15 protein-coding genes are annotated in these 15,626 nt (G+C 47.3%); 7 read left to right on the plus strand and 8 right to left on the minus strand.

Annotation, left to right across the window (positions count from 1 at the left end; genetic code table 11):
• Positions 1 to 20: 20 nt before the first annotated feature.
• Positions 21 to 746: an arsenical resistance protein ArsH gene (arsH, locus tag KFF03_RS05390; protein ID WP_255859494.1), complete on the plus strand. Its 726-nt coding sequence runs from the start codon at positions 21 to 23 to the stop codon at positions 744 to 746.
• Positions 747 to 855: 109 nt separating this feature from the next.
• On the opposite strand, the gene KFF03_RS05395 is transcribed toward arsH, so the two are convergent.
• Genes KFF03_RS05395 through KFF03_RS05410 form a run of 4 tightly spaced genes read right to left on the minus strand, consistent with a single transcriptional unit; the run spans position 856 to position 5,060 of the window.
• Positions 856 to 1,707, minus strand: a complete 852-nt coding sequence (locus KFF03_RS05395) for a DUF4198 domain-containing protein (RefSeq protein ID WP_255859496.1) — start codon at positions 1,705 to 1,707, stop codon at positions 856 to 858.
• Between the two features lie 11 nt (positions 1,708 to 1,718).
• Positions 1,719 to 2,222 (minus strand): DUF2271 domain-containing protein, encoded by a 504-nt coding sequence (locus KFF03_RS05400; protein ID WP_255859498.1) that lies wholly within the window; start codon positions 2,220 to 2,222, stop codon positions 1,719 to 1,721.
• A 14-nt stretch (positions 2,223 to 2,236) separates the two neighbouring features.
• A complete protein-coding gene (locus KFF03_RS05405) occupies positions 2,237 to 2,875 on the minus strand; it encodes a PepSY-associated TM helix domain-containing protein (protein ID WP_255859500.1) in 639 nt (212 codons plus the stop codon).
• A 22-nt stretch (positions 2,876 to 2,897) separates the two neighbouring features.
• The gene (locus KFF03_RS05410; protein WP_255859501.1) at positions 2,898 to 5,060 is read right to left on the minus strand and encodes a TonB-dependent receptor domain-containing protein; all 2,163 of its coding nucleotides are present in this window, start codon (positions 5,058 to 5,060) and stop codon (positions 2,898 to 2,900) included.
• A gap of 99 nt (positions 5,061 to 5,159) precedes the next feature.
• On the opposite strand from KFF03_RS05410, the gene KFF03_RS05415 reads away from it, so the two are divergent.
• Entirely contained in the window at positions 5,160 to 6,173 is a 1,014-nt protein-coding gene (locus KFF03_RS05415) for an AraC family transcriptional regulator (protein ID WP_255859502.1), read from the plus strand.
• Positions 6,174 to 6,323: 150 nt separating this feature from the next.
• Positions 6,324 to 8,444 carry a TonB-dependent siderophore receptor gene (locus tag KFF03_RS05420; RefSeq protein ID WP_255859503.1) on the plus strand — a complete coding sequence of 707 codons (2,121 nt, stop codon included), beginning with the start codon at positions 6,324 to 6,326 and terminating at the stop codon, positions 8,442 to 8,444.
• 67 nt (positions 8,445 to 8,511) lie between these two features.
• Here the strand turns inward: KFF03_RS05420 and KFF03_RS05425 are convergent, their stop codons facing one another.
• A complete protein-coding gene (locus KFF03_RS05425; protein ID WP_255859504.1) occupies positions 8,512 to 9,123 on the minus strand; it encodes a DUF924 family protein in 612 nt (203 codons plus the stop codon).
• A 76-nt stretch (positions 9,124 to 9,199) separates the two neighbouring features.
• Here KFF03_RS05425 and KFF03_RS05430 point away from each other — a divergent pair, with 76 nt between their 5' ends.
• A complete protein-coding gene (locus KFF03_RS05430) occupies positions 9,200 to 10,762 on the plus strand; it encodes a cation:proton antiporter family protein (protein ID WP_255859505.1) in 1,563 nt (520 codons plus the stop codon).
• Positions 10,763 to 10,949: 187 nt separating this feature from the next.
• On the opposite strand, the gene KFF03_RS05435 is transcribed toward KFF03_RS05430, so the two are convergent.
• Entirely contained in the window at positions 10,950 to 11,498 is a 549-nt protein-coding gene (locus KFF03_RS05435) for a TIGR00730 family Rossman fold protein (RefSeq protein ID WP_255859506.1), read from the minus strand.
• Between the two features lie 184 nt (positions 11,499 to 11,682).
• Between KFF03_RS05435 and KFF03_RS05440 the strand changes: the two genes are divergently transcribed.
• Positions 11,683 to 11,928, plus strand: a complete 246-nt coding sequence (locus KFF03_RS05440; protein WP_255859507.1) for a hypothetical protein — start codon at positions 11,683 to 11,685, stop codon at positions 11,926 to 11,928.
• Between the two features lie 45 nt (positions 11,929 to 11,973).
• Here KFF03_RS05440 and KFF03_RS05445 read toward each other — a convergent pair whose 3' ends face one another.
• Positions 11,974 to 12,366: a thioesterase family protein gene (locus tag KFF03_RS05445; protein ID WP_255859508.1), complete on the minus strand. Its 393-nt coding sequence runs from the start codon at positions 12,364 to 12,366 to the stop codon at positions 11,974 to 11,976.
• Positions 12,367 to 12,505: 139 nt separating this feature from the next.
• Here KFF03_RS05445 and tadA point away from each other — a divergent pair, with 139 nt between their 5' ends.
• Together tadA and KFF03_RS05455 are read left to right on the plus strand one after the other, a co-directional pair.
• The gene (gene tadA / locus KFF03_RS05450; protein WP_255859509.1) at positions 12,506 to 13,036 is read left to right on the plus strand and encodes a tRNA adenosine(34) deaminase TadA; all 531 of its coding nucleotides are present in this window, start codon (positions 12,506 to 12,508) and stop codon (positions 13,034 to 13,036) included.
• A 61-nt stretch (positions 13,037 to 13,097) separates the two neighbouring features.
• On the plus strand, positions 13,098 to 14,072 hold the full coding sequence (locus KFF03_RS05455; RefSeq protein WP_255859510.1) for an alpha/beta fold hydrolase: 975 nt from the start codon (positions 13,098 to 13,100) through the stop codon (positions 14,070 to 14,072).
• Positions 14,073 to 14,149: 77 nt separating this feature from the next.
• Here KFF03_RS05455 and mltF read toward each other — a convergent pair whose 3' ends face one another.
• Positions 14,150 to 15,586, minus strand: a complete 1,437-nt coding sequence (gene mltF, locus KFF03_RS05460; RefSeq protein WP_255859511.1) for a membrane-bound lytic murein transglycosylase MltF — start codon at positions 15,584 to 15,586, stop codon at positions 14,150 to 14,152.
• Positions 15,587 to 15,626 lie beyond the last annotated feature (40 nt).

Raw genomic sequence — 15,626 nt, forward strand, 5'->3', positions numbered from 1 at the left:
AATTTGATGAAGAAATAGTGATGACAGATTTAAATAACCAAGAACCAGCCAACTTAGTCGAAGACTGTTTTCAGGTTCCAACACCAGACAATGTATTCGCGGATTCCGTGAGCGAACATAAACCCCGTATATTATTGTTATACGGTTCCCTGCGAGAACGTTCTTTTTCACGTTTGGTGGTGGAGGAGAGCGCCCGTATCTTAGAAAAAATGGGTGCAGAAACCCGTATCTTTAATCCATCGGGTTTGCCACTGCCAGATGACGCGGATGCTGAGCATGAAAAAGTGCAGGAGCTACGCGACCTAGTGCAGTGGAGCGAGGGCATGGTGTGGTGTTCACCGGAGCGTCATGGTGCCATGACGGGCATTATGAAATCGCAGATTGACTGGATTCCGCTATCGCTGGGCGCTGTACGCCCGACTCAGGGAAAAACCTTAGCAGTGATGCAGGTGTGTGGCGGTTCGCAATCGTTTAATGTGGTGAATCAGTTGCGGGTATTAGGCCGCTGGATGCGGATGTTAACCATTCCAAACCAGTCTTCTGTGGCTAAAGCTTGGGCGGAATTTGATGATAACGATCGTATGAAACCTTCCGGTTATTACGATCGTATTGTGGATGTGCTGGAAGAGCTGATGAAGTTCACTTATTTGGTGCGCGACCGCAGTGATTATCTGGTGGATCGTTATTCTGAGCGCAAAGAAAGCGCCGAAGAACTGATGAAACGCGTTAATCAACGCTCGATTTAAGTGATAAAAAAGAACACGATAGGTTTAAAACAGCCGAATGTGACCTGTGGTTGATATTGGCCAGCGTTTAAAAACTTATCGTGTTTGAACTCCACAATAACAGCAAAGATTACTGAGGAAATACTTCCAGAGTGACAAACAAATAATGGTGATACATATCAATATGACTTTTATTGTCTCCTGGTACATCCAACGTCGCTTTTAATAAATACATTCCAGCTTTTGGAAAGCGGAAAGAAAATTCTCCCCGATTATTGGTAGCCGTCTGAATTTCGTTGCGCTGATTGCGATAGCGGGTACCTCCTTCAGTGATCATCACCTTAGTACCGGCAGGTACGGCTTTGCCATTCAGTGTCAGCGAGAAGTTAACGTCTTCGTCGGCAAATAAATCATTCGGATGAGTTTCGCCACTTAACTCCAGGTATTTCCCCCGTGGTGTGAAGGAGGCGTTATTGATGTTTTGTTTGCTGATAAAGGTTTCGGTTTGGGAGGTAATAACCCGGCGCACAATATCGCTGGCACCTTCAGGAATCGCGGGTTTTGGCCCGAAAATCCGCCCCGGTTTACCATCCGCCGTTTTAAAGGTAGTCATTGGTGTCTGGGGCTGCGATAAAATAAAACGATAGGTTCCCGGTTGATCAAGTTCATAGCTAGCAGATGATGAGCGGGCAAATGCCATCCACTCAGGGCCAGTTACTTCCTTGCCATCCGGACCAATCACAACGGATTGTAAAATGTTAAACAACGCTGTCATCTGCTTAGGTGCTTGGCCGTTGCCATTATCACCCAGTGGCATATCGGGGTGAAATGGATCATTGCTGATACTGGAAATCAAAGAAACAGATTCCGCCTCTGTACCCGATAACATGGTATGGCTAGGCAATAAATAACGGTCATGGCTGATGGCCATCTGGCTGAACAGCAGCAGCGATAAAGCCGCAATATGTTTTGCTAACATCATGGGTCAATTCCTTATTGAGATAATACTGTGATGGTGATGTCGCCCAGTTCGTGCTGGCCACTGAGCGTAAATGTTTGTTGCTCTTTGCCGAGATAAATGGCTTGTTTCAGGTGCTCACGGCCACCAGATTCACGCGACGCCTCAATATGTAAAACATAATCACCAGGTGTTAATGCTTGGGTGGTGTAATTAAGCGTGTAGCTTCCCGGGCGTCGGGTTGCACCACTGGCACCATCAAATTCTTTGGCGTTGCCCTGGAGTGAATCTCTACGACCCAGCTTGCGCCACCACTGGCGTAAATCTTTTAACCACTCTTCATCGTCGTACCAGACCGCCAGAGTTTGTTTACCTTTGCGTTTTGGCGTTTCTAACCAAATGGCAATAAACGGCTTGTGATAAGGGTCAACCTCCAGCTTGGGAATGGTCAGCTGAATTTGCAGCTGATAGCTGGTATCCGATGCCAGGCTGGGGATTGATATAAATAAAACGAGTAAAAAAATTAAATGTTTAAACATAAGCAATGGAATCGTCAGGGAGTCTGGGGAACCCAGAACAGGTAAATAAATAGTGGCAAAATCGTGCCGATAACGACGGCAGTTAAACCGGATTTTCGGTATTTTTTGTTTTGCAGCAGAATAATTAACCCACTAACGCCAAACAGAAGCATTAATACTGCACTGATATCAATCAGCCAGGACCAGGCAATACCGCTGTGACGACCTTTATGCAGGTCGTTTAACAGGCCAACCAAATTGCCTTTGCGGCTTTCAATAATGACCAGGCCATCCTCAGCAATAACACTGATATAGGCGTAACCGGCGGGCAGGGAATAATCGAAATATATCTCACCAGCGTCATAGTCAAGTTCAGTTTGGTTAGGTTGCTGTAACCCTGTTTGCTGCTTTAGCCATTGCTGCAATGGTGTCAGGCCTGCATTCAGATCTTCTGCCAGGATTATCTGCAGTGCTTGTGGAAGTTTAAGTTCCTGGGTTTTTTCCTCAGCGCCGCCGGAAAACCATTCGCTATGATTGAGCGTGATGCCAGTGACGCTGAAAAAAATCAGTAGTAATAATAATAAACTGGAAATATACACATGCAGCCAGCGCGCGGTTGAAAATACGCGCCTGGCTGCCGGTGTTTTACTCCAGGGTTTTGAGGTGGATGACATAAATTGAATATTAATTTATGACTCAGAAGTCATACGCCACCGTCAGTTTAATATTACGCCCTGGCTCGTAGTCCAGCAGATACAGATCTCCGAATAACGGGTGAACTGATGTGCCGGTACGGCTGGATTGGGAAGCGTAAAACTCATCAAATACATTATCCACACCGACGGTGATCGACAGGCCATCTACCTCGGATGGTGTCCAGCGAGCGGAGACATTGTGCACCTGATAGCCGTCTTTGGCATTATCGGCGGTTGCGCCATCCAGGTCGGTACCTGCGTCCAGGTCGTCTACATTCAGTACATCCCAATGCAATGCCAGATTCAGTGCCGGAATATCGTAATCCAGATTCAGGCTCAGAGTATTACCTTGCTGGCGGTCAATGCGTGCGCCGTCCAGTGCCTCGTATTCGTTGGTTGCGTCTAAATCACTGGCCGCACGAGAGAAGGTTAATAAGGCCGATAACTGTTGTGCGGTTAAGCCGACATAAACCTCAGAACCCTGGATGGTCATGTCACCGACGTTATCTTTAAAAGAGCGGGCTGCGTAATCGTAGATATAGTCTTTGATTTCGGTCTGGAATAAAGTCGCACCCGCATTAAAGGTGGTTCCGGCCAGGAGCTCATCGCTGTATTGCAGGTTCGCTTCTGTGTTGGTTCCGGTCTCTGCTTTAAGGTCTGGATTTTCAGTGTCGTTAATACCGGCGCCAATAAAGACTTCGGCGACTTCCGGAGCTTTAAATAACTGTGTCTGACTCAGACGTGTACTGATACTATCGCTGAGCTGATACTCCAGCCCTAAACCAAACGTACTGTCGCTGAAGTTATCGTCAACGGTGTTGGTATCTAGATCGACACTGTCGTAGCGAATGCCCGCCGTGATGGCTAATGGCTGCAGAACCTGCCAGCGATCTTGCAGATAAATTGCTTTGGCGGTGGATTTTTCATCGCTGCTTTGGCTAACACCACTCAGGTAATCTGCCTGATAATCGGTGTTGTATTGTGTGTATTCCAGTCCATACGCCAGGGTGTGAGCCGCAATGCTGGTTGCGGCTAATACATTGGCACCGCGGATATGTGCCTCGCCTTCGATGGTGCCAGCGTTATCTGCTGCCGGGCGACCACGAATCACCGCGGTGCTGTCTTTCCAGGCAGTTTCGTCACGTTCCAGATCACTGGTATTGTCGTAGATACTGGCACTTACTGTCGAGCTATCAAAACTGGCATCATAGTTTAACGTGATGGTGTCGCGGCCAAAGGTGGTGGGCCAGGTGAGTGGCGCATCCAGGCTTTCGGCAATGGCCAGGTCTGTCGCTAATCCCATGTCCGGGCGGTAGCTGTAATCACCGTCATCTTCATAACGTTCATAACCCAGTGTAAGGCGCTGATTGTCGGATACATTCCAGCCGAATTTCACCAGTGTATCGTCCTGAGTGCCTTCTAAGCCTTCGACTTTGCCATCGGTGCCCGGAACCTCATCACCATTAGCATCTTTAATTTTGCCGCCGCCCACTTTGTAATTATCGCGATCGACCCGGTTGTGATACAGCAAAACATCAACCTCATCGCCAAGTTTGCCATAACCGGATGCGGCAATATTACTGCCAGAGTTACTGTTGTAACCCGCCTGAACGCGCCCGCCAAACTGTTCACCTGGGTTTAACAATTGTTCGGCCGATTTGGTACGAAAACGTACGGTACCACCCAGACCACCATTAATGATGGAGTTTTTACCCACTTCAATATCCACCGACTCCAGAATATCAGCATGAATTTGCAGGTTACCCATATGGTGGTACATATAGGTATTCTGATTGGCACCGTCGATACGGATATCGAGGTCTTTATCGTCCATGCTTCGAATGGTAATGCGTTGATTCAGGGAGTGAGCACCGCCTACGTCGACCCCGGGTAGAGTACGCAATAAATCGGAGATATGATCTGCCTGGCGAATAGCCAGACTATCGCTGTCGAGTGACACAGAGGAAGCGGTTACTTCTGTGCCCCAAACCTGAACTTTTTCTAATTCAACGGTTTCATCCTGAGAAGATGTGGTTGCAGCGACCGTATGTTTATTAGCTGTAATGGCACTGGCCTTGCTGTCACTGGCATAGACGCTTGCGCTGGTTAATGCGGTTAATGACAAGCTGCAAAGCAGATAGCCTGTTCGGTTCAGGAATGGCATGGTTGTTCCTTCTCTTTTTCTAAGTGATAATGATTCCTATTTTAACCGTAAGTAAATATCCGTTCCGGTGTCATCGTTATGCGGGGGAATCGTTTTATTATGAAAAATCGTACTTTGTATCCAGATACCCTAAGTGGCTCTATTCAGGCAGCTGATATTCGGGAAATGACTCAGGCTTCGGATATGCAGCACTTACAGGCCAGTGATGATCAGGAACTGATGTTGGGACGTTTCTGGCATTGCCAGCTGAGTGATGGCCTGGCGGTTCACTTGGTTGATAGCGTGGAATCGCAACGTGCCAGCAGCAGTGTGGAAATAGCACCCTGTATCAGCATTAATTTGATTTATCTTGCCGATCTGAGTTTTTCATTAGGCTGTGATCAGCATCAGATTCGCTACGATACCAATGATAATCATCAGATGTTGCAATGTGCGGTGTTAACGGTTGGGCATAAGGAATTATTTACCCGGCATCTTAATCCAGGGCAGCGAGTCAAAAAAATTAATATCACCTTCGATCGCCAGTGGTTTAATCATCGTGCTATTAATAAAGCGCAGCAGCAGGCCGTAGAAACATTATTTTCGGGCCATGGTGTGTTAGAGCGTTGGCAGGCCAGTGATACCATCAAAGCTTTTGCTGATGAACTGATGACCATGGAACAGCCGGATTCCATGTCACAGCGACTAAGACTGGAAAGCCGATTAACTCTGTTGGCCGCTGAGCTCACTGAGCAGCTATTACAGCAAAGAACGGCGACCCCTGCTTCATCAGATAACGTATCTGTTCCGGTGACGATGAATGCTGACCAGCTGAAGAACCAGATCGATGAACACACAGATGAAGGCCTTACTCTGGAAGAGATCGCTGCGCAATGTCATATCAGTGTGAGTACGTTGCAGAAGCGTTTTAAATCTGCGTTTAACATGACAGTGAATCAATACATTCGTAAACGCTTACTGGATAAGGGTCGTAAAGCTCTGATCCACGATGGCGTCACGATTGGCGAGGCGGCTTACGCAGCCGGCTATAATCACAGCTCTAATTTTATCACCGCATTCAGCAAAGAATTTGGCCTGGCACCATCTGAATATGTGAAACGCCATCGGGGCTGATAACGTTGGGCCTGGCTGCTTATTCTTATTCATGTATGTAGCTGTCTAAAAGCTGATCGGTTGAATACCTTTTTCCTTTTATTATTTGATAATGATTATCAATTGCATTATTTTCTGCCGCTGCTATATTTCTCACATAACGGAGCGCAGATGAAACTGTCTTATTCTTACCTGCTACTGTTGGGCAGCGCGATATTACCAACCGCGTTAGTTCAGGCGGAAAACCAACCAGATAATGCTACAGAGTTAGATACAGTTCAGGTGGTTGGTGAACAGCAACCGTATTTTGAAAAATCGAATCGCACGGCGTTAAAAATGGAGTCGGATGACCTGAAAACGCCATTTTCGACCACCATTATTAACAGCGTTATTCTGGAAGATCTGAAAGCAAATACGCTGGAAGATGCTTATGCTTACGTTCCGGGTTTTTCACGTAGCGGCACTGGCGCTAATTCATTTACGATCCGTGGTCATTCGGCGGATTTACAGAATATTCAGGTAGACGGGCTGCCTGGCTTGGCGTCACGTTTTGGTTCTCCGGTGACAGCCAATATTGAGCGGGTAGAAATTTTAAAAGGCCCGGCCTCAGTATTGTATGGCTGGATGGATCCTGCGGGCTTGGTGAATATTGTTACTAAAAAACCGCAAGCAGAACAAAACACCAGTGTGGATGTTACCGTTCAGCGCTATACCGATCAGGGTCAAAATGGCATTGAAGGCTCAATTGATTCCACCGGCGCGCTGAATGCCGACGGCAGCGTGTTATATCGGTTAATTGCTGGGGCCGAAGCCAGTGACTCCTTCCGTGATGATGTCGATACAGATACTCAATATCTGTACCCAAGTGTTTCATGGTTGCCAGATGCTCAATCGCGCCTAGATATACAATTGGAATACACCAAACAGAATCGCAGTGCTGATAATGGTCTATTTACCATCAACAACGATATCGATAGCGTTGCTGATATAGAAACCTACTATCAGGAAAAAGGTGATTTTGATAATGATGAAGGTTATGGCGTAGCCATCGCTTATCGTAACGATATTTCTGACAGCCTGGCTACGAATATTAAATGGCGCAGTATCTGGCACGAAGATGAGCGTGATTTGTATGAAAACAACAAAGTAAATGACGCAGAACAAACACTGACGCGCCGTAATCGTCATCAATACAACGAACGCCAATATCATTTCCTTGACGCCAATCTGGAATATCAATTTGGTAGCGTTATTCAACATCAAGTATTGGTGGGCCTGAATGGGGGTTATGAATATCGCCAATATGATCGTCTTGCCTTTGATACCAAAGGTGCTGAAGTTTCTCTTCAAAATCCAAACTATACCGGTGCAGCGCTGGAGGATGACCCAGGCAGCTTCCGACAGTGGGATTTAAATACTGTGGGTGTGTACGCGCTGGACCGCATGGCGATTAATGAACAATGGACGGTATTGTTGGGCGCTCGTTATGACCAGCAGAGTGGTGATTACGAAGAGAGTTTCAAAGATAAAGACGATGAGCGTAGCGAAAACGAAACAGTGTCTGACTCTACTTATAATGCTGGTGTCGTCTACAGTATTACTCCAGAAGTATCGGTATATACCAGTTATGCCGAATCGTTTAATCCGCAAGCTATTCCGAGCTTTGACGTCAACGGCGACCAGCTTGATCCGGAAACCGGTGAGCAATGGGAAGCGGGTATTAAATTTGGTCGTCACGATGGCCGGTTGAATATGAACCTGGCGTACTTTGATGTGGTTAAGGGCAATATCGCGGAAGAAGGATCTTCTGGTGAAGATGAACTGATTGGTGAAATCAGCAGTGAAGGTGTTGAGTTAAACCTTCAGGCACAGCCAACAGATACGCTGCAGTTCCAACTGGGTTATACCTACACGGATGCAGAAATCAGCAAAGCTGAAGAAAAACGAGATGATACTTTGGGCAACCCACCGGGCTTTGCTCCGCAAAATACGGCTTCGCTCATTTCACGTTATAACCACCCACAACTGGTGTTAGGCGGGTTGGTAGGTGCCAGCATTGGTTGGAAATATGAAGATAAGCGCTTTACTGATGAAGAAAGTAAAAAGCGTGTTGAATTACCTTCGTACAATGTGCTCGACATGGCTTTTTATTATGAAGTTGAAAACGCAAAATATGCGTTAAACATTGATAACGTTGGTAACACAGAATTTTTCAATGGTGGCAGCAACGACACCCGAATCTATCCGGGCGATCCAAGAAAGGTATCTTTGTCCGCGCGTTTCTACTTTTGATAAAAATCATCTCAGGCCGTGTGAAGCGGCTTGAGATGGCATTGGCTATAAAAATAACAGGTCCTAGCTAAAACCCAGACCCCGGTTGTTTCAAAAACTCCAGTTCTTCATCACTGCTGTCCCGGCCAAGGATGTCATTGCGGTGGGGAAAATGCCCAAAACGATCAATAATCACTTTATGCTTTTGCGCAAACTGCACAAAATTTTCGGCAGTTTCCTGAAAAGAATCCGGTGAATCGGCTTTAAGCTGCTGAAATTTATTCAGGCATAACGCCTGCATTTGTGGGCTTTCTGCGTGCTCCAGTGGCATGTAGAAGAATACCCGCTCGATAGGACGCAGTTGTTTATCATGATCAAGGCGCAGTCCTTCAAGGCACCAATGCAGTGCCAGACTATCCTGAGTAAACGATAACGCGCTGTTGCGGTACATATTGCGACTGAACTGATCCAGAACAATGATCGCAGCTAAGCGCCCGTGGGCATCCTGCAACCAGTGATTGTGCTCTCCGCGTAGCAGTGCTTTGAGGGTTGGCTCAAAACGCTGACGAATGCTGGTATCGGTATGCGGGTCTTTTTTCCACCACAAAGCCGCTTGTTGCTGGTTAATTTCAAGATCGCTTAGCGGCTGCTCGCCTTGCGCTGCATCAAACCAGAAGTTGAGAATATTGTCTTTATCCATTTCTTCTCTGCCGTTGATCGGGTTGCTGGGATACTATACGTCCATCTGTCATTAAATACTGTGTTATCTGATCGTTATGGACTTTATCTGGATTCTTGTTGCCTTCCTGTGTGGATTTCTGGTGAAACAGTTAGGTATGCCGCCGTTAGTGGGTTATCTGGCGGCGGGTTTTGGTTTGCATGCCGCTGGCGTGAAACCAGCGGACAGCCTCGATACCTTGGCCGAAATGGGCATCACTCTGATGTTGTTTACCATTGGCCTGAAAATCAATTTTAAAGCCTTAATCAAACCGGAAGTCTGGGCCAGTTCGGCCATGCATACGGGCTTATGGGTTGGAGTTATCGTCGCGATCCTGGCGGTGTCGGGTTGGTTGGGAATCAGTCATTATTTTGATGTGCCGCTGCATACCCAGGCATTGATTGGCTTTTCACTGAGTTTTTCTTCTACCGTATGTGTCGTCAAAATGCTGGAAGAAGCGTCGGAGCTGAAGGTTCGTCATGGCAAACTGGCACTGGGTATTCTGATTATTCAGGATATTGTTGCGGTGGTTTTTCTGGTGGTGTCGACCGGCAAACTGCCTTCTGTCTGGGCCTTTGCGTTATTGTGTTTGTGGTTACTGAAGCCAGTTCTCAACCTGATGCTGAGTCGTGCCGGTCATGGTGAAATTCTGTCGTTATTGGGCTTTTTTCTGGCCCTTGGGGGGGCAGAGTTATTCTACCTGGTGGATATGAAAGGTGATTTGGGCGCGCTGGTTATCGGTATGTTGCTGGCGTCGCATCATAAGGCCGCAGAGCTGTACAAATCGCTGATGAGCTTCAAAGATTTATTCCTGATTGGCTTCTTTTTATCGATTGGCTTTACCGCATTACCTACGCTGGATATGGCGTTGACGGGCGCTATTCTGATGCTGCTGCTGGTGGTGAAGTTTTTATTGTTCTTCTTCCTGCTGTTGATGTTCCGGGTATCCGGGCGCTCTGCATTTTTGTCGGCATTGGCCTTAACGAACTTCTCAGAATTCGGCTTAATCGTGGCGAGTTTGAGTGTGGAAAATGGCTGGATGTCTCAGGATTGGCTGGTGATTATTGCCTTGGTGATGTCGATCTCTTTTATTCTTTCCAGCTTTATGTACCGCAAAGCGCACCATTATTACGCCATCTATCATCGCCTGATTAACCGCTTTGAACGTAAAGGTGCGCACCAAAGCTTTGATCGCCCTGAAGGGGCAGAAGTGCTGGTGTTGGGAATGGGGCGTGTGGGCAAAGGGGCTTATGCGGCACTGCAACCTGAGTTCGGCGACAAGGTTTGGGGCATTGAATCTGACCCTGAGCGGGTGCAAAAACTCAAAGATCAGGGATTCTCGATAGTGTTAGGTGATTCCGATGATATGGAATTCTGGCAACGGGTGTGTACTCAGAATATCCGTTTGGTGATGTTGGCACTGCCGTCGCAGCAGGAAATTCTCAGTACGCTGGAAATGCTGAAGCTGGCGAATTATCAGGGTAAAGTCGCCACCGTTGCGCGTTATGAAGACGAACGTGAGCAGTTATTGTCGTTGGGTGTGGATGTGGTGTTTAACTACTACGCCGAAGTGGGTTCCGGCTTTGCTGCTGAAAGCCGACATTTGTTGGTGGTTGATTGAAGGCTGGAACCACAGATCAGCTGCAATGATTATTTTTCTCTTGCCGGATCGGAGGCACATCCCTGTGCATTCGATCCTACCGGCACATCCTGTGCCTTCGATCCTACCGGCACATCCTGTGCCTGCTTCGAAAAACAATCACTGCAACCGATCACTACTTATTCTGAACTTTTTATTCTTTATATATTTATTTCAAAGCAAACAAGGCTGCCAACTCATCGGTATTTTTCACCCGCAACATCGGCTTCTGGTGATGTGAAAACCCCGTTTCCTGCACATGCTGTAATAGATCAAAAAACGGCTGCCAGAACTCATTGATATCAAAGCAGATCACCGGCTTATCGTGATCACCAATCCCCGACCAGCACCAGATTTCAATTAACTCATCCAGTGTGCCAATGCCGCCCGGCAGGGCAATAAAAGCATCGGCCAGATCTGCCATACGCGCTTTGCGGTCGTGCATGCTGTCGGCGTGCTCCAGACGAGTCAGGCCTTGATGTGCAGTCTCGCGGATGTACATATTATCGGGCATCACACCAATCACTTCGCCACCGGCTTCCAGCGCGGCATCGGCAATCACGCCCATCAGGCCATTACGACCGCCGCCATAAACTACCGCAATGCCTTGTTGCGCCAACCAGCTGGCCAGTGCTTTAGCGCCTTCCTCAAAAGCCGGGTTATTGCCGTGTTTAGCGCCACAATAAATAGCGACTCGCTTTGGGGTCTTTTGTGTCATTGCTGTCATCTCTCTCGCACTTTTTGGCTCAGCTTATATCAGCTGAGTATTTATGGCGAAGTTATTAGTTTGAGTCATGCTAAAACAACGATTTTAGCGGCAGTTATATACGTGCTGCTCTAGCATCGAAAAACGGGGCGTTAAATCCTGACTGAAAAACGGTATGCCGTTGAGGAGTTCGATCATGGCTAAAATGTCATTTCGTTTTATGACCGAAGTAGAAGTCGAGCTGAAAGGTGACAGCTACGAAGAAATTTATTTAATGCTGAAAGATATGATGCACGGCGATCGTGCGATCAGTAGCCAGAGTAATGTGAAAATATTCCCGCCGGAAGACAGCGCCATGTATTTCAGTATGGAAGGTGAGCGGGATTTACATGAAATTCCGCATTTTAAAGGGGATTTTAAGCGGGATATTCTGGAGCACTGAGATGCGATAACGACTCCCCGCTATTGTTTGCGGGGAGCCCTCATTTTATTCCACCAAGTGTGGCAATAATTCAGCCCGGATATTATCGGGAATAGGCTTCGAGCCTTTATTCTCATGATCGAAATGCACCAGGATGGCGTGCCCTTTGGCGCACATTTTTCCCTGCTGCCAGGCTTCATGCACAATGGTCATTGAAGAATTACCGATCTTGCTGAAATAGGTACGAATCTCAACCTCATGTTGCAGATACAACTCAGCCAGAAACTCGACATCAATTTTTGCAATAATCAGATGCCAGTTGGCTGGGTCCAGGTCTGGCGTAAAATAACGGAAAATTGGTGTACGTGCCTGCTCAAACCAGATCGGTAGTGTGGTGTTATTGATATGGCCCAGCGCGTCAGTTTCGTTGAAGCGTGGCTGTACAGTTAATGTCCACATAATCTTTGTCCTCAAAATCGAGGGCGCATCTTAGCAACGAATGGCTCTGGCTCAGAGGGGACTAATGGCCAATAGTGGATGTTGGTTCGTTATTACCTGGTTTATTATGATCGTATCGTAATAACCGGAAGATAATTCCTTGTCTGAAAAAAACGAACCGCTAAAGCCAACGACAAAATCTGAAGATCAGGCCTTTATGCAAGCCGCGCTGGAGCAAGCGCAGTTGGCGTTTGAAGCCGGGGAGGTACCGGTCGGTGCTGTTGTTGTACTTGATGGTAAAATTATTGGCTGTGGTTTTAATCAACCCATCACCTCTCTTGACCCCAGTGCCCATGCGGAAATGGTGGCGTTACGGGATGCGGCCCGAAATATCGGTAATTACCGTTTAACCGGCGCAACCTTATACGTTACGGTGGAGCCATGCACGATGTGCTCCGGGTTGTTGGTTCACAGCCGTATTCAGCGGTTGGTGTATGGCACGACAGAACCCAAAGCGGGTGCCGTTGAAAGCGCTATCGAGTTATTAGATCAGCCATTTTTTAACCATACGATTGAGAGATCTGGCGGTGTACTGGCGCAGGAATGTTCGGCTATTATGTCGGAGTTTTTTGCCCAGCGTCGTGCGGCCAAAAAACGCCTGAAACAAAAGACTGCGCCTGCCAGAGAGTAATACCTAATGCACCTGAGTGTGGCGCCAAATAATAACAATGATTCTTTTAAGGTTACTCACCATGCTCAAACTGCTCCGTTTGCCGTTGATCCTGGCTTTATTGTGTTTAACAGGTTGTGCCAGCACCCAGGATTCTTTATTTAATTTTGGCCTGAAAGCTGAACGATCCATGTCTGATCTGACACTGAAAACTCTGAGTGTTGCTGATCATGATTGGGTTTATCTGGATTCTGAAACCAAGCAAAAGCCGGTTGTGTTGTTATTACATGGCTTTGCTGTGGATAAAGATAACTGGTTACGATTTGCTCGCCTTTTTGATGATTACCGTGTGATTGCGCCAGACCTTCCCGGCCATGGTGAAACCAGTTTTAACCCGGGTTATACCTACGACTTTGCTCAACAAGCCGTTTGGCTGAACGAGTTTGTTGAAGCGTTGTCGCTGAACAATCTGCATATCGTGGGTAACTCCATGGGCGGTGGAATTGCACTGATGTATAGCTATGCTCGTCCTGACCGGGTTCGTTCCATTACGCTGGTTGATGCCGCCGGTGTTTTACCACCGAATAAATCGGAATTTCAGACCATTATTGATAATGGCGGTAAAAACCCACTGATTGTGAACAGCAAAGAAGATTTTATTCACCTGAGTGAATTTGCCATGGAACAACAGCCGTTTTTACCTTGGCCGGCAACCAACGTGTTATCCCGTCGTGCGCAATTGCGTAATGACATTAATCACAAAATTTTTGCCGATATCCAGGCTGTTGCAGAAGAAGCCAAGCACAGTGATGACAACCTGAAAATGCTGCAACAAATTAAAGAGCCTGTGCTGATTGTCTGGGGTGAAGAAGACCGGGTGTTGGATGTCAGCAGTGTGGAAGTTTTTGAACAATATCTGCCGGATAGTCGCAGTGTGATCTTCCCGGAAGTTGGTCATGCGCCAATGTTAGAAATTCCACAGGAAAGTGCTGAAGTGGTATTGGAATTTATCGGTGAAGTAGAAAGTCGATCCGTCCACCTGGCCGGTGCTGAGTAATACGAACAGGTTTGAATACCAGCAATAAAAAAGGGCTCTGAGTGCTTACTCAGAGCCCGAAACCCACTTCATCTTAATTAAAGGAGTGGAGGAATCACCGTTACGGCTGAAGAAGATACCATCAAAGATTCTTCTTCCTGCGGGAAAACAGGGTGCTGTTCATCTTGCCACACCAGAACATCGTAATAACGGCGGATGTTCTGCACATAGTCCACGGGCTCCTGCCCGCGCGCATAACCATGGGTGGTTTCACGGTAATAACGTTTCAGGCTCAATAACGGTAATGTTTCCATTACGTCATGCCATAAATTCGGGTCGCCGCCCATTTTCTGGGTCAGTTTACGGGCATCTCTCAGGTGACCATAGCCTACGTTGTAAGCAGCCATCGCCATCCAGGTACGATCTGGCTCCTGAACTTCGCTACCTAAACGCTTACGTAATTTGGCCAGGTAACGGCTACCGCCTTCAATGCTTTGTTTTGGGTCCAGACGATTCTCAATGCCTAATTCTTTAGCGGTGTTACGCGTCAGCATCATTAAACCGCGAACGCCAGTAAAGCTTTTAGCGCGTGGGTTCCAGTGGCTTTCCTGGTACCCCATGGCTGCCAACAAACGCCAGTCAAACTGGTGCTGTTCTCCAGCTTCGATAAATTCTTTTTTGTAACGATCCAGTTTCTTTTCCGTCTGGCGCAGGAAACGTTTAGCGCCAACGTAGTTCAGCTGATCCAGGTGACCATAAAAACGCTCAGAAAGGCGTAATAGTTTGGCCTGAGTTTGCGGCAGGTTAAAAAACTCTTCTGCAGCCAGGTGCAGGCTATTATCCCGGGAATGTTCAAAAGCCCAGGCCACGTTCTGTTTTTCGGTGATATCAAAAGCAATGGCCAGATTAGGGAAGTAGGCCTGCAACATGCGGAACTCATTTGAGTCCACCACAGTAAAATCAATATTACCGGTTGCCACCATTTGCAGCAGATCGCTGACTTCTAAATCCGTGCCTTCGCTCCAGGTCAGTTCTGGTAACTCATTGGCCTGTAATGCACGTAAGCGCTGAGAATGACTGGATTGAGCGGCAACAACCAGCTGGCCTTGGCTCAAATCAGCGATGGCTTTGGGTTTCAGGCCGCCACGGCGGTAAATGATCTGACCGCTGCTGGTGAGATAAGGAGGAGCAAAATGCGCACGGCGCTGGCGTTCAGAGGTTACGGTTAAACCTGCTGCGGCAAAGGCTGCCTGGCCTTTATCCAGCATTGGAAAAATGTCAGCCGTAGAATCGGCCAGTACAACCTTTAATTCCACACCCAGATAATCAGCAAAACTTTTCGCCAGCTCGTACTCATAACCAGTAACGCCACTTCTGTCTTCATAATAGGTGGTTGGGCTGTTGCGACTCACCATGGTGATATCGCCACGCATGAGAGTTTCCTGCAGGTTTGACGGACGCACGCTGCCCGTCAGTGCTAAAACACACATAACAGAGAGCAGGAGCTTTATGACAAGACCAAAAGAGCCAGGCATTCCGATTTAACCTTTAAAAATGCACTAAATTAGTGCGTTT

The sequence above is a fragment of the Bacterioplanoides sp. SCSIO 12839 genome, assembly GCF_024397975.1.
Lineage (GTDB): Bacteria > Pseudomonadota > Gammaproteobacteria > Pseudomonadales > Oceanobacteraceae > Bacterioplanoides.

Bases quoted from the DNA above. Each gene is read 5' to 3' on its own strand.
- KFF03_RS05420 (WP_255859503.1), top strand. From the start codon at position 6,324: ATGAAACTGTCTTATTCTTACCTGCTACTGTTGGGCAGCGCGATATTA.
- mltF (WP_255859511.1), bottom strand. From the start codon at position 15,586: ATGCCTGGCTCTTTTGGTCTTGTCATAAAGCTCCTGCTCTCTGTTATG.
- arsH (WP_255859494.1), top strand. From the start codon at position 21: ATGACAGATTTAAATAACCAAGAACCAGCCAACTTAGTCGAAGACTGT.
- KFF03_RS05410 (WP_255859501.1), bottom strand. From the start codon at position 5,060: ATGCCATTCCTGAACCGAACAGGCTATCTGCTTTGCAGCTTGTCATTA.
- KFF03_RS05405 (WP_255859500.1), bottom strand. From the start codon at position 2,875: ATGTCATCCACCTCAAAACCCTGGAGTAAAACACCGGCAGCCAGGCGC.
- KFF03_RS05445 (WP_255859508.1), bottom strand. From the start codon at position 12,366: ATGTGGACATTAACTGTACAGCCACGCTTCAACGAAACTGACGCGCTG.
- KFF03_RS05455 (WP_255859510.1), top strand. From the start codon at position 13,098: ATGCTCAAACTGCTCCGTTTGCCGTTGATCCTGGCTTTATTGTGTTTA.
- KFF03_RS05395 (WP_255859496.1), bottom strand. From the start codon at position 1,707: ATGATGTTAGCAAAACATATTGCGGCTTTATCGCTGCTGCTGTTCAGC.
- KFF03_RS05430 (WP_255859505.1), top strand. From the start codon at position 9,200: ATGGACTTTATCTGGATTCTTGTTGCCTTCCTGTGTGGATTTCTGGTG.
- KFF03_RS05440 (WP_255859507.1), top strand. From the start codon at position 11,683: ATGGCTAAAATGTCATTTCGTTTTATGACCGAAGTAGAAGTCGAGCTG.
- KFF03_RS05400 (WP_255859498.1), bottom strand. From the start codon at position 2,222: ATGTTTAAACATTTAATTTTTTTACTCGTTTTATTTATATCAATCCCC.
- KFF03_RS05435 (WP_255859506.1), bottom strand. From the start codon at position 11,498: ATGACACAAAAGACCCCAAAGCGAGTCGCTATTTATTGTGGCGCTAAA.
- KFF03_RS05415 (WP_255859502.1), top strand. From the start codon at position 5,160: ATGAAAAATCGTACTTTGTATCCAGATACCCTAAGTGGCTCTATTCAG.
- KFF03_RS05425 (WP_255859504.1), bottom strand. From the start codon at position 9,123: ATGGATAAAGACAATATTCTCAACTTCTGGTTTGATGCAGCGCAAGGC.